We start from the raw sequence: 12,825 nt of genomic DNA on the forward strand, positions 1-12,825 counted from the left end.
CCTGTTTGAATTCTGTAGGTCTTGCGGTGACTGTTCTGGCCTCATCGCGGGCAAGCCCGGCTCCCACAGGGGAATGCATTCCAACTGTGGGAGCTGGCTTGCCTGCGATGCAGGCGACTCGGTCTGTCAGATGTTCTGACGATCGCCTTTAGGATCAAAGAACACCGAAGAAACAATCTCCGCCTCGATCACGCTGCCATCCGCCAGCGGTGCAAACACCCGCTCGCCGATGCGCTTCAAGCCGCCCTTCACCACGCCCATGGCAAACGAATAACCGAGGGAGTTATGGGCATAACTGGAGGTGACGTGGCCGACCATCTTCATCGGGATCGTCTGCTTGGCGTCGAACACCAACTGCGCGCCTTCCGGCAGCCACACGTTCGGGTCGATCGGCTTGAGTCCGACAAGCTGCTTGCGGTCTTCACGCACGCAATCCTCGCGATTCATCCCGCGCCAGCCGAGCCACGAGAACGGTTTGGTGCGGCCTACACACCAGCCCATGTTCAGGTCGTCCGGGGTCATCGAGCCGTCGGTATCCTGGCCAACGATGATGAAACCCTTCTCGGCCCGCAGCACGTGCATGGTCTCGGTGCCGTAAGGCGTCAGGTTGTACTGCTTGCCGGCCTCGACGATTTTCTCGAGCACGCCCATGGCGTAGTCGGCCTGCACGTTGACTTCGTACGACAGCTCACCGGTAAACGAAATCCGGAACACCCGTGCCGGCACGCCGCCTACCAGGCCTTCTTTCCAGGTCATGAACGGGAAGCCGTCCTTGTCCAGGTCGATGTCGGTGACTTCGCTCAGCAGCTTGCGGCTGTTGGGGCCGGACAAAGTCATGGTTGCCCAATGGTCGGTGACCGAGGTGAAGTACACCTTGAGGTCCGGCCATTCGGTCTGCTGGTAGATTTCCAGCCACTGGAGTACGCGTGCTGCGCCGCCGGTGGTGGTGGTCATCAGGAAGTGGTTGTCGGCGAGGCAGGCAGTCACGCCGTCGTCGAAGACCATGCCGTCTTCCTTGCACATCAGGCCGTAGCGGGCCTTGCCCACGTCGAGCTTGGTCCAGGCGTTGCTGTAGATGCGGTTGAGGAACTCGCGGGCATCCGGGCCCTGGATGTCGATCTTGCCGAGGGTGGACGCGTCCAGCAGGCCGACGCTGTCACGCACGGCCAGGCATTCGCGCTTCACTGCGGCGTGCAGGTCTTCACCGTTGCGCGGGAAATACCATGGGCGTTTCCACTGGCCGACGTCCTCAAACTCGGCGCCGTTTTTCACGTGCCAGGCTTGCAGCGCGGTGTAGCGCACCGGCTCGAAGATGTGCCCACAGTGCCGGCCTGCTACCGCGCCGAAGGTCACCGGCGTGTAGTTGGGACGGAACATGGTGGTGCCCATCTGCGGGATGGTCACGTTCAGCGAACGGGCCGCGATGGCCAGGCCGTTGACGTTGCCGAGCTTGCCCTGGTCAGTGCCGAAGCCCAGTGCGGTGTAGCGCTTGACGTGCTCCACCGACTCGAAACCCTCGCGGGTGGCGAGTTCGATGGCGGCCGCGGTGACGTCGTTCTGCAGGTCGACAAATTGCTTCGGCGCCCGTGCGGTAGCTTTCTCGTGAGGTACCTGGAACAGCGCCAGGGTCGGTTCTTCCAGACGGCTCAAGGCTTTGGGCAGCGTACCTTCCACCGGCGCAAACCCGGCTTCGCTGGCAGCGCGCACGCCACCTTCAAAACCGTCGGCCAGGGAATCGCCGAGGCCGTAGACGCCATTGATGCCACCGACGCACACGCGTTTCTGCGGTGCTTCGCCCGGTACAAAACCGAGGATGTCTTCACGCCAGGTCGGCTTGCCGCCCAGGTGCGAGGCCAGGTGGACCACCGGGCTGTAGCCGCCGGAGCTGGCGACCAGGTCGCACTCCAGCCACTCGCCGGGGCTGGTGACTTTATGAGCTTTGACATCGATGGCCGCAACACGGGCGCCAGTGACGTGCTTGCTGCCACGGGCCTCGATCACGGCGCTGCCGGTGAGGATGCGAATGCCTTTGGCACGCGCCTCTTCAACCAGCGCGCCCCGTGGATTGTGGCGGGCATCGGCTACGGCGACAACGCTGAGGCCGGCGTCGAACCAGTCCAGCGCCACGCGGTAGGCGTGATCGTTGTTGGTGGACAGCACCAGCTTCTTGCCCGGTGCCACGCCGTAGCGACGCACGTAAGTGGAGACCGCTCCCGCCAGCATGTTGCCCGGTACGTCGTTGTTGCCGTACACCAGCGGACGCTCGCACGCACCAGTGGCCAACACCACGCGCTTGGCGCGAACCCGGTGGATACGCTGACGCACCTGGCCAATCGGTGCACGGTCACCGAGGTGGTCGGTGAGGCGTTCGTGAATGGTCAGGAAGTTATGGTCGTGGTAACCGTTGACGGTGGCGCGAGGCAGCAGCACCACGTCCGGCAGGGCCTTGAGTTCAGCAATCACACTGGCAACCCACTCGGCCGCAGGCTTGCCATCGAGGCTTTCGCGGGAGTCCAGCAGGGAGCCGCCGAATTCTTCCTGCTCGTCCGCGATGATCACCCGGGCGCCACTGCGGGCGGCGGCCAACGCAGCCGCCAGGCCGGCAGGGCCCGCGCCCACAATCAGCACGTCGCAATGACGGTTCATGTAGTCGTAGGTGTCCGGATCGTTCTCGGTCGGCGAGCGGCCAAGACCGGCTGCCTTACGGATGTACTTCTCGTAAGTCATCCAGAACGATTGCGGGTACATGAAGGTTTTGTAGTAGAAACCCGGCGGCATCAGCTTGCCGCCGACCTTGCCGAGAATGCCCATCATGTCGTTGTTCACGCTCGGCCAGCCGTTGGTGCTGGTGGCGACCAAACCCTGGTACAGCGCCTGTTGCGTGGCGCGCACGTTGGGGATTTGCGTGGCTTCGGTGGCGCCGATCTGCAGCACCGCGTTCGGCTCTTCGGCACCGGCGGCGAAGATGCCGCGCGGGCGGGAATACTTGAAGCTGCGACCGATGATGTCGACGCCGTTGGCCAGCAGCGCAGCGGCCAATGTGTCGCCTTCAAAGCCTTTGTAGCTCTGGCCGTTGAAGGTGAAGCTCAGGGCTTTGTTGCGGTCGATCCGGCCACCGTTGGACAGGCGATTGATCTGGCTCATACCTTCTCTCCAGAAGCCTTGGCGGTGAATTGCGGCTTGGTGCCTATCTTGTAGGTTTCAAGAATTTCGTAGGTCACGGTGTCGCGGGTCGCGTTGAAATACTGGCGGCAACCGGCAGCGTGAATCCACAGTTCGTGGTGCAGGCCGCGCGGGTTGTCGCGAAAGAACATGTAGTCGCCCCACTCCTCGTCGGTGCAGGTGTTCGGGTCCAGTGGGCGCGGGATGTGCGCTTGGCCGGAGGCGTGGAATTCCTCTTCGGAGCGCAGTTCGCCACAGTGAGGACAGAAGATATGCAACATAGGGAATTTCTCCTGTTAGTGGGCGACGGCCGCGGCGCCGTGTTCGTCGATCAGCGCACCGTTGTGGAAACGGTCGATGGAGAAAGGAGCGGCCAACGGGTGCATTTCACCCTTGGCGAGGCTGGCGGCAAATACGTTGCCTGAGCCTGGAGTCGCTTTAAAACCACCGGTGCCCCAACCGCAGTTGAAGAACATGTTCGGGACCGGGGTCTTGGAGATGATCGGGCAGGCATCCGGCGTGGTGTCGACGATGCCGCCCCACTGGCGGTTCATGCGCACGCGGGACAGCACCGGGAACATCTCGACGATGGCCTGGATGGTGTGCTCGATCACCGGGTACGAACCACGCTGGCCATAGCCGTTGTAACCGTCGATACCGGCGCCGATCACCAGGTCGCCCTTGTCGGACTGGCTGATGTAACCGTGCACGGCGTTGGACATGATCACGCTGTCGATAATCGGTTTGATCGGCTCCGACACCAGTGCTTGCAGCGGGTGGGATTCGATCGGCAGGCGGAAGCCCGCCAGGGATGCCATGTGGCCGGAGTTACCGGCGGTCACCACGCCGACGCGCTTGGCACCGATGAAGCCTTTGTTGGTTTCCACGCCGATGCACACACCGTTTTCCTTGCGGAAACCGATGACTTCGGTCTGCTGGATCAGGTCCACGCCCAGTGCGTCAGCGGCGCGGGCAAAGCCCCAGGCCACGGCATCGTGACGGGCAACGCCGCCGCGCCGTTGCACGGTGGCGCCCATGACCGGGTAGCGGGTGTTTTTCGAGCAGTCGAGGTAAGGGATCTCGTCGGCCACTTGCTTGGCGTTGAGCAGTTCGCCGTCCACACCGTTTAGGCGGTTGGCGCTGACGCGACGCTCGGAGTCACGGATATCCTGCAGGGTGTGGCACAGGTTGTAGACGCCACGCTGGGAGAACATCACGTTGTAGTTCAAATCCTGGGACAAACCTTCCCAGAGTTTCATCGCGTGTTCGTACAGGTGCGCCGACTCGTCCCACAGGTAGTTGGACCGCACGATGGTGGTGTTGCGCGCGGTGTTACCGCCGCCCAGCCAGCCTTTCTCGACCACCGCCACGTTGGTGATGCCGTGCTCCTTGGCCAGGTAGTAAGCCGTCGCCAGACCATGCCCGCCGCCGCCGACGATGACCACGTCGTAGACCTTTTTCGGGGTGGGCGTGCGCCACATCTTCTGCCAGTTTTCGTGGTGGCTGAGTGAGTGCTTGAAGAGGCCGAAGCCCGAGTAGCGTTGCATAGTCATTACTCCAAAACCGCGCTCAGCGATAAACCGGGAAATCAGCGCACAGGGCGGCCACATGCTTGGCGACGTTGGCCTCCACATCGGCGTCGCCGAGGTTGTCGAGGATGTCGCAGATCCAGCCGGCCAACTCCAGGCATTGGGTCACTTTGAAGCCGCGTGTGGTCACCGCCGGCGTGCCGATACGCAGGCCCGAGGTCACGAAGGGCGACTGCGGGTCGTTGGGCACGGCGTTCTTGTTGACGGTGATGTGAGCGCGACCGAGGGCGGCGTCCGCGTCTTTGCCGGTGAGGCCCTGACGGATCAGGCTGACCAGGAACAGGTGGTTATCGGTGCCGCCGGACACTACATCGTAGCCGCGTTTGATAAACACGCCGGCCATGGCCTGGGCGTTGTCGATCACTTGCTGTTGATAGGCCTTGAAACCTGGTTCCTGGGCTTCCTTGAAGCACACCGCCTTGCCGGCGATCACGTGCATCAGCGGGCCGCCCTGGGCGCCCGGGAATACCGCAGAGTTGAGTTTCTTTTCAATTTCTTCGTTGGATTTGGCCAGGATCAACCCGCCACGTGGACCGCGCAGGGTCTTGTGGGTGGTGGTGGTGACCACATCGGCGTAGGGCAGCGGGTTCGGGTACAGACCGGCGGCCACCAGGCCGGCGACGTGGGCCATGTCGACGAACAGCAGCGCACCGACCTTGTCGGCGATCTGGCGAAAGCGCGGGAAATCCAGGGTCTTGGAGTAGGCGGAAAAACCCGCCACGATCATCTTCGGCTTGTGCTCCACGGCCAGGCGCTCGACCTCGTCGTAGTCGATCAGCCCGGTGTTGGTGTCGATGCCGTATTGCACCGCGTTGTACAGCTTGCCCGAGGACGACACTTTGGCGCCGTGGGTCAGGTGGCCGCCGTGGGCCAGGCTCATGCCGAGGATGGTGTCGCCGGCGTTCAACAGCGCCAGGTACACCGCACTGTTGGCGGACGAACCGGAGTGCGGCTGCACGTTGGCATAGTCGGCGCCGAACAGCTGCTTGGCACGCTCGATGGCGAGCACTTCGACCTTGTCCACGTGCTCGCAGCCGCCGTAGTAACGCTTGCCCGGGTAACCTTCGGCGTACTTGTTGGTGAGGCCGCTGCCCTGGGCTTCCATGACACGCTTGCTGGTGTAGTTCTCTGACGCGATCAGCTCGATATGATCTTCCTGGCGCTGCTCCTCGGCATTCATGGCCGCCAGCAGTGCATCGTCATAACCCTGGATCTGGTCTTGCTTGCTGAACATCGCGTCTCTCCCAGCGGCGGCGGTGCGCCAATCGTATTGTTGGGGCCGCCGCACGACGGAGGGGCCCTTTGATGCGATGGTAGGGCTGGCGCAGAGAGGTCAAATGCCTATGGACGCCACGCAAAGGTGCGTTTACGACATGGCCCCCGGCATTTGTAGGAGCGAGCTTGCTCGCGAAAAACCTGAGGGCGCCGCGCGCATCCAGACAGCCCTCGTAATCGTTGACGTTTTTCGCGAGCAAGCTCGCTCCTACAAGGGGTTAGGCGATGATCTTTCGAAAGAGTAGCAGCAGCAGGAAATGCGCCGGATAAAGCGCATACGCCCAGCGCCGCATGGCCGGTGGCGATACCTGCCCGGCATGTCGCAACAAGACCAATCCGGCCAGCGGCGCAATCAGGCATGTCGCCAATCCCAGCATCGCCACCAGCGTACCGCTGTCGAGCAGGACCTGCCATTGGTTGGCAGCCAGGCACACCACACCCGGCAGCACGCTGAAATACCACGGCCGGCGAAACACCAGCAACATCGCCAACGGCAGCAGCACACCAAAAAAACCGAACATTAACTGCGCCGAAAACAACCCCGCCAAAACCAGCGCGATCAACGCCAATCCTCGATCAATAACCGTCTTCTGCTGCCATCCCCGGGCAACCAGCAAACCCAGCGCCAGGGTCGGCAGTACGTTCAGCGTGTCGGCGTCGTCGATGAACATCCGGTACGGCACCTCACTGATCACACTGAACAGCAGCAACCAGCCCAGGTAGCGCCACTGCCCCGTCACCGGCGCGTCCTTGACCCGATGCAAATTCGCCGCGATCGCCAGGCAAAACCACGGGAACGCCAGGCGCCCCGGCACATACAGCCCGTCCAGGCTCAAACCGACATACCGCAGGTGGTCCAGCACCATACTCAGCAGCGCCAGCCACTTGAGCAGGTCCAGGGCGCCATCGCGGACGCGGCTTACAGGAACGCTTTCAGAACCGTGCATAATTCCCCAATGACTTTGCATTAACAGTGCGTGCGCCCGCCCGACAATCTTGGGTAAAGTGCGCACCAACATCGACCACAGGACTGGGCCATGACCGACAAGAGCCAACAATTCGCCAGCGACAACTATTCCGGCATCTGCCCGGAAGCCTGGGCCGCCATGGAACTCGCCAACCAGGGCCATCAACGCGCCTATGGCGATGATGAATGGACCCACCGCGCCGCCGACGGTTTCCGCAAACTGTTCGAAACCGACTGCGAAGTGTTCTTCGCCTTCAACGGTACCGCAGCCAACTCCCTGGCGCTGTCCTCCCTGTGCCAGAGCTACCATAGCGTGATCTGCTCGGAAACCGCCCACGTCGAAACCGACGAATGCGGCGCGCCGGAGTTTTTCTCCAACGGCTCCAAGCTGCTCACTGCCCGCACCGAAAACGGCAAGCTGACCCCGGAGTCGATCCGCGAGATCGCCCTCAAGCGCCAGGACATTCACTACCCGAAACCCCGCGTCGTGACCCTGACCCAGGCCACCGAAGTCGGCAGCGTCTACACCCCGGAAGAAATCCGCGCCATCAGCGTCACCTGCAAGGAACTGGGGCTGAACCTGCACATGGACGGCGCACGGTTCTCCAACGCCTGCGCATTCCTCGGCTGCTCGCCGGCCGACCTGACCTGGAAAGCCGGGGTCGACGTGCTGTGCTTTGGTGGCACCAAGAACGGCATGGCCGTGGGTGAAGCGATCCTGTTCTTCAACCACAAGCTGGCCGAAGACTTCGACTACCGCTGCAAACAGGCCGGGCAGCTTGCCTCAAAGATGCGCTTCCTCTCCGCCCCGTGGGTGGGCCTGCTGGAAAACGACGCCTGGCTCAAACACGCCCGCCACGCCAACCACTGTGCACAATTGCTCAGCAACCTGGTGGCGGATATTCCGGGTGTGGAGTTGATGTTCCCGGTACAGGCCAACGGCGTGTTCCTGCAACTCTCGGAACCGGCAATTGCCGCGCTGACGGCCAAGGGCTGGCGCTTCTACACCTTCATCGGTAAAGGCGGCGCGCGGTTCATGTGCGCGTGGGATACCGAGGAAGAGCGCGTAAGAGAATTAGCCGCAGATATTCGGGAAGTAATGAGCGCCTGAAGTAGGCATCAGCCCCTCAGATAATGGCGAAAGGCCGAGACTGTTTTTTGATATTTCTGACAGCAACCAACTCAGCTTTCATTGACTAGCCTCTTGGAACCCGAAAGGAAAAGGCCGCCTTTCGGGACTAACCGCCAGCCGAATAATCGGCCGGAAACGGAAATCCAGCAGAGGGCAATACCATGGAAGCGCAACGCTACGGAAACAACTTGCTAGGCGAAGGCACTATCAGCACCACCGTCATCGACTGGGACGAATTCAGAAAATCCGCGAAAATCGGTGACACCATCAGCGAACCGACGAGGACATTGCGGATCACTGACAAGGTCTATGAACTGACAGCATCCGGCCAGCACTTCGTCGTGCATATCTATGCCCAATAACCTCTAACTGATCGTTCCCACGCTCTGCGTGGGAATGCAGCCCGTGACGCTCCGCGTCACACAGCGGGACGGGACGCGGAGCGTCCAAAGAGGCATTCCCACGCGGAGCGTGGGAACGATCATTAGAACTCGATGCGCACATCACCCTTCGGCACGCTGCAGCACGACAGGATGTAACCCTCGGCTTCGTCTTCCTCGGTGATCCCGCCGTTGTGGTCCATCTCGACCTCCCCGCCCAGCTTCAGCACCTTGCACGTCCCGCAGATCCCCATGCCGCAGGCTTTCGGAATCAGCAGGCCAAGCTTGGCTGCCGCTGCGTGAACGGTCTCGCCCGGTGCCACGCGGATGCTCTTGCCAGAGGCAATGAATTCCACCTGGTGCAGGTCCGCCAGGTCGATTTCCGGTGCATCCGCCGCTTGTTCGGCTTGCTCCACCGCGTCGGCCCGGGCTTCCGGTGGCGTCGCGCCGAAGGATTCTTCGTGATAACGCGCCATGTCGAAGCCGGCGGCTTCCAGCAGGCGCTTTACCGCGTTCATGTAAGGCGTCGGGCCACAGCAGAAGACCTCCCGCTCCAGGAAGTCCGGCACCATCAGTTCGAGCATCTTGTGGTTCAAGTAACCGCGATAACCGGCCCAGGGCTCACCCAGGCCGTGTTTCTCGCAAATCAGGTGCAGGCTGAAGTTATCAATCCGCGACGCCATATGCTCCAGCTCGCGGTGGTAAATGATGTCCTTTGGCGAGCGGGCGCTGTGGATAAACGTCATGTCGACGTTGGCGTTGGTGTCGTAGAACCAGCGCGCCATGGACATCACCGGGGTAATACCGACACCACCACTGAGGTACAGCACTTTCGGGCTCGGGAAGTCGATGGCATTGAACAGCCCCACCGGCCCGTGCACCGCCAGCTCCTGGCCTTCGTGCAGCGTGTCATGCAACCAGTTGGACACCTTGCCGCCCGGCACGCGCTTGATGGTCACCGAAAAGCTGTAAGGCACCGACGGTGAACTGGAAATAGTGTACGAACGCATGATCGGCTGGCCGTCGATTTCCAGCTCCAGGGTGACGAACTGCCCGGGCTTGAAAAAGAACAGGATCGGCTGGTCGGCCATAAAGCAGAAGGTGCGCACGTCCCAGGTTTCCTGGATGACTTTGACGCAACGGACGATGTGCCGACCATTGGCCCAGGTCTGGGTTGTTACCGGGTTCAGGAAGCTGTTGGACATGCTGTTCTCCATAGCCGTGTGATCGGCCTTATGGTGGCGATTCTGCGTAACGCGAGAACCACCCATTTACCTATCTGCGACATTCACATACTTATCGCGACCAGCCCCCATACCACGGGGGTTGCGCGTCGGGAACAGAGTGGGCCATGTCGTTCATGGATAAGGTTCTGGCCGTTGTCGGGCCCACACTCGCTCCCAACAAAGACGCTTTCTTTACGCCTTGCTGCAAAACCTAGCCACTATTCGCCGGCCACACAGAATGGCCATGAGGACACACACGATGGACGTCACCGCAACCTTAAGCTTGGGCGATCCGCTGGAACCCGCACGCAAGGCCACTGCGCAAATGCTGCAAGAACGCGAGCGGACCTTTTCGCTGCCGCAGCCGTTTTACTCTGATGAACGGCTGTTCGATATCGACATGCAGGAAATTTTCCAGAAAGAGTGGTTGATCGCCGGCATGACCTGCGAGATCCCCGCCAAGGGCAACTACATCACCCTGCAAGTGGGCAAGAACCCGATCATCGTGATCCGTGGCGCCGACGGCGTGGTGCACGCGTTCCATAACGTGTGTCGCCACCGCGGTTCGCGCCTGTGCACCAGCGACAAGGGCAAGGTCGCCAAGCTGGTGTGCCATTACCACCAGTGGACCTATGAACTGGACGGCCGCCTGCTGTTCGCCGGTACCGAAATGGGCGCCGACTTCGACATGAAGCAATACGGCCTCAAGCCGGTGAATGTGAAGACCGCCGGTGGCTACATCTTTATCAGCCTGTCTTCGACCCCGCCGGCCATCGACGACTTCCTGTCGACCTTGAGCCACTACATGGAACCCTACGACATGGAGAACACCAAGGTGGCGATCCAGACCACCTTGTTTGAAAAAGCCAACTGGAAGCTGGTGCTGGAAAACAACCGCGAGTGCTACCACTGCAACGCGTCGCACCCGGAACTGTTGAAAACCCTGCTGGAATGGGACGACGTTACCGACCCGCGGGCCGACCAGGCCTTCAAGGACCACGTGGCCGCCTCCGCCGCCGCCTGGGATGCCGAAAAGATCCCTTACGCCCACGCCAGCTTCGGCCTGCGTAACCGCATCGTGCGCATGCCGCTGCTCAAGGGCACCGTGTCGATGACCCTCGACGGCAAGCAAGGCTGCAACAAGCTGATGGGCCGCATCAAGAACCCGGACCTGGGCTCGATGCGCATCCTGCACCTGCCTCACTCGTGGAACCACTGCATGGGCGACCACATCATTGTGTTCACCGTGTGGCCGATCAGTGCCCAGGAAACCATGGTCACCACCAAGTGGATCGTGCACAAGGACGCCGTGGAGGGTGTGGACTACGACGTCGAGCGCATGCGCAAAGTGTGGGACGCCACCAATGACCAGGACCGTCGCCTGGCCGAAGAGAACCAGCGCGGCATCAACTCCACCGCGTATCAGCCAGGTCCGTACTCCAAGACCTATGAGTTTGGTGTGGTCAACTTTGTGGACTGGTACAGCGAGCGGATGCTGAGCAACCTGGGGGCGGCGCCAGCGCCGTATCTGAAAGGCGTCGCGGTCCACGAGTAAGCCATACAGTGACAGGGACCTGAACTGTACAAAAAACAGCCAGGTCTCTGACAGACCCCTGCTTTCCTGCCTTCCAGCCATTGCCCAACAACTTATCCACAAAGCCACCCACAGCAATTGTGGGCAACTGCGCTTTCCCGTCGAAATAAAACCAAGAAAATCCGTGACTTATTCAAAGGTACCAGTTTTATCCCACATTGATCATTTTTTGACCTAAAGCCTGAAAGCCACGTCCTGCATGGGCTACAGAGGAACGCAAACACCTTATCCACAGAAGCGCCAACAGACTTTGGGGGCAACTTTGGGCCATCTGTGGAAAACCGGCTTAAACCGAGGAAAATCGCGGCTTTGAGAGCAAAACTCAGCTGGAACGGCGATATTGGCTATATTTTAACCAGCACACTGTAAGCCACGCGTTATATGGCCTACAGCGGATAGCGAACATCTTATCCACAGAAGCACCAACAGACTTTGGGGGCAAGTCTGTCCCGGGCATTTTCCTTATCCACAGAAAAACCCAAGGAAAAACCGTCAGTTAGGTTGGTTATTTTTCGTACAGAGAGCTGGAGGGCTTGATTTGCATGGGGTGTGGACAGCCGCGAACAGGTTATCCACAGGTGGGTTAACAGGGATTGTGGGTAAAGCCACAATCGCCGCAAAACAGTGTGGGAGCGGGCTTGCTCGCGAAAGCGGCGGATCAGTCGGTACATGAGTTACCTGACACACCGCCTTCGCGAGCAAGCCCACTCCCACAGTGGATCAGCGCACTACACCTTCTTCTATAAGCAATTTAAGAATGGCTTCAGCGCCCGCTTCCGGGCTCACGCCTTTGAGCACCTGCCCACCGCCGCCGCTGGCCTTGGCCGTTGCAGCCTTCATCCGGTCGGCACCGCTTTTGGCCTTGATCACCTTGAGGCGCTTGGGCCGAGGCTTGGCCGGCTGCAATACAGCGCCTGTGAATAACTCATCCTCCAACACCTCGACGTCATGGGCCGTCAGCTCACCGCGTTGCGCCGGGCCGTAGGCGCTTTGCCGTGGCTTGGGTGCCGCGTTATCCACCGTGGCCATAAACGGCAGGCGCACCTTCAGCCGCCGCCGTTGGCCGCGAGGCAAGGCCTGCAGCACATGGGCCACGCCGCCTTCGATGGATTCCACCTGGGCCAGGCCGACAATCAGCGGCCAACCCAGTTGTTCCGCCAGCAGGAACGGCAACATCCCCGAGCCTTCGCCGGTTTCCGCCTGGCTGCCGGTGAGCACCACTTGGGCGCCCGCGTCCCGCAGATAGTCGCCGAGCACCGGCAAGGCGTCTGCCCCGGCCGGTTGTTCAAGCACGTGCAACTGCGGCAAGCCCATGCCCAGGTAAGCGCGCAGGGTGGGTTCGCCGATGTCGCCGGCGTGCAGCACTTGCAGGTTATCCCCTGCCAGTTGCAGGCCCAGTTCCACTGCGCGCGCGTCTTGCTCGGCCCGGCGTGGACGGCCGGAAGTCGGGTGGGCACCGATGGACACCAGGCTGATTACATTCGTCGTCATGGCCATTTC

10 protein-coding genes and 1 pseudogene are annotated in these 12,825 nt (G+C 61.2%); 3 read left to right on the forward strand and 8 right to left on the reverse strand.

What is annotated here, in order from left to right; all coding sequences use genetic code 11:
* Window positions 1–126: 126 nt before the first annotated feature.
* The 6 genes and pseudogenes from HX815_RS06830 to HX815_RS06850 all read right to left on the reverse strand — a co-directional run bounded on the left by HX815_RS06830 (window position 127) and on the right by HX815_RS06850 (window position 6,973).
* Window positions 127–3,144 carry a sarcosine oxidase subunit alpha gene (locus HX815_RS06830; protein ID WP_102604380.1) on the reverse strand — a complete coding sequence of 1,006 codons (3,018 nt, stop codon included), beginning with the start codon at window positions 3,142–3,144 and terminating at the stop codon, window positions 127–129.
* Complete coding sequence (locus HX815_RS06835) at window positions 3,141–3,443, reverse strand: sarcosine oxidase subunit delta (protein ID WP_003209187.1); 303 nt, start codon at window positions 3,441–3,443, stop codon at window positions 3,141–3,143. Before HX815_RS06835 ends, HX815_RS06830 begins: the two co-directional genes overlap by 4 nt.
* A 15-nt stretch (window positions 3,444–3,458) precedes the next feature.
* Window positions 3,459–4,709 (reverse strand): sarcosine oxidase subunit beta, encoded by a 1,251-nt coding sequence (locus HX815_RS06840; RefSeq protein ID WP_003209185.1) that lies wholly within the window; start codon window positions 4,707–4,709, stop codon window positions 3,459–3,461.
* A 22-nt stretch (window positions 4,710–4,731) separates the two neighbouring features.
* Window positions 4,732–5,985, reverse strand: coding sequence for a serine hydroxymethyltransferase (gene glyA, locus HX815_RS06845; protein ID WP_008434333.1), 1,254 nt, complete (start codon window positions 5,983–5,985; stop codon window positions 4,732–4,734).
* Between the two features lie 154 nt (window positions 5,986–6,139).
* Window positions 6,140–6,226: pseudogene (locus tag HX815_RS31560) on the reverse strand (outer membrane lipoprotein carrier protein LolA); the annotation flags it as partial.
* An 18-nt stretch (window positions 6,227–6,244) separates the two neighbouring features.
* On the reverse strand, window positions 6,245–6,973 hold the full coding sequence (locus HX815_RS06850) for a TraX family protein (RefSeq protein WP_177027993.1): 729 nt from the start codon (window positions 6,971–6,973) through the stop codon (window positions 6,245–6,247).
* A gap of 90 nt (window positions 6,974–7,063) precedes the next feature.
* Here HX815_RS06850 and HX815_RS06855 point away from each other — a divergent pair, with 90 nt between their 5' ends.
* Complete coding sequence (locus tag HX815_RS06855) at window positions 7,064–8,104, forward strand: low specificity L-threonine aldolase (RefSeq protein ID WP_087694760.1); 1,041 nt, start codon at window positions 7,064–7,066, stop codon at window positions 8,102–8,104.
* Between the two features lie 182 nt (window positions 8,105–8,286).
* Window positions 8,287–8,487, forward strand: coding sequence for a hypothetical protein (locus HX815_RS06860; protein WP_003209176.1), 201 nt, complete (start codon window positions 8,287–8,289; stop codon window positions 8,485–8,487).
* Between the two features lie 122 nt (window positions 8,488–8,609).
* On the opposite strand, the gene gbcB is transcribed toward HX815_RS06860, so the two are convergent.
* Window positions 8,610–9,710, reverse strand: coding sequence for a glycine-betaine demethylase subunit GbcB (gene gbcB, locus HX815_RS06865; RefSeq protein ID WP_003216947.1), 1,101 nt, complete (start codon window positions 9,708–9,710; stop codon window positions 8,610–8,612).
* Between the two features lie 280 nt (window positions 9,711–9,990).
* Between gbcB and gbcA the strand changes: the two genes are divergently transcribed.
* Window positions 9,991–11,286, forward strand: coding sequence for a glycine-betaine demethylase subunit GbcA (gene gbcA, locus HX815_RS06870; RefSeq protein ID WP_177027994.1), 1,296 nt, complete (start codon window positions 9,991–9,993; stop codon window positions 11,284–11,286).
* Window positions 11,287–12,045: 759 nt separating this feature from the next.
* Here gbcA and HX815_RS06875 read toward each other — a convergent pair.
* Complete coding sequence (locus HX815_RS06875) at window positions 12,046–12,816, reverse strand: electron transfer flavoprotein subunit beta (protein WP_102370063.1); 771 nt, start codon at window positions 12,814–12,816, stop codon at window positions 12,046–12,048.
* Between the last annotated feature and the right edge of the window lie 9 nt (window positions 12,817–12,825).

The organism is Pseudomonas sp. E6002 (assembly GCF_013385565.1).
Lineage (GTDB): Bacteria > Pseudomonadota > Gammaproteobacteria > Pseudomonadales > Pseudomonadaceae > Aquipseudomonas.

Bases quoted from the DNA above. Each gene is read 5' to 3' on its own strand.
- HX815_RS06830 (WP_102604380.1), bottom strand. From the start codon at position 3,144: ATGAGCCAGATCAATCGCCTGTCCAACGGTGGCCGGATCGACCGCAAC.
- HX815_RS06835 (WP_003209187.1), bottom strand. From the start codon at position 3,443: ATGTTGCATATCTTCTGTCCTCACTGTGGCGAACTGCGCTCCGAAGAG.
- HX815_RS06840 (WP_003209185.1), bottom strand. From the start codon at position 4,709: ATGCAACGCTACTCGGGCTTCGGCCTCTTCAAGCACTCACTCAGCCAC.
- glyA (WP_008434333.1), bottom strand. From the start codon at position 5,985: ATGTTCAGCAAGCAAGACCAGATCCAGGGTTATGACGATGCACTGCTG.
- HX815_RS06850 (WP_177027993.1), bottom strand. From the start codon at position 6,973: ATGCACGGTTCTGAAAGCGTTCCTGTAAGCCGCGTCCGCGATGGCGCC.
- HX815_RS06855 (WP_087694760.1), top strand. From the start codon at position 7,064: ATGACCGACAAGAGCCAACAATTCGCCAGCGACAACTATTCCGGCATC.
- HX815_RS06860 (WP_003209176.1), top strand. From the start codon at position 8,287: ATGGAAGCGCAACGCTACGGAAACAACTTGCTAGGCGAAGGCACTATC.
- gbcB (WP_003216947.1), bottom strand. From the start codon at position 9,710: ATGTCCAACAGCTTCCTGAACCCGGTAACAACCCAGACCTGGGCCAAT.
- gbcA (WP_177027994.1), top strand. From the start codon at position 9,991: ATGGACGTCACCGCAACCTTAAGCTTGGGCGATCCGCTGGAACCCGCA.
- HX815_RS06875 (WP_102370063.1), bottom strand. From the start codon at position 12,816: ATGACGACGAATGTAATCAGCCTGGTGTCCATCGGTGCCCACCCGACT.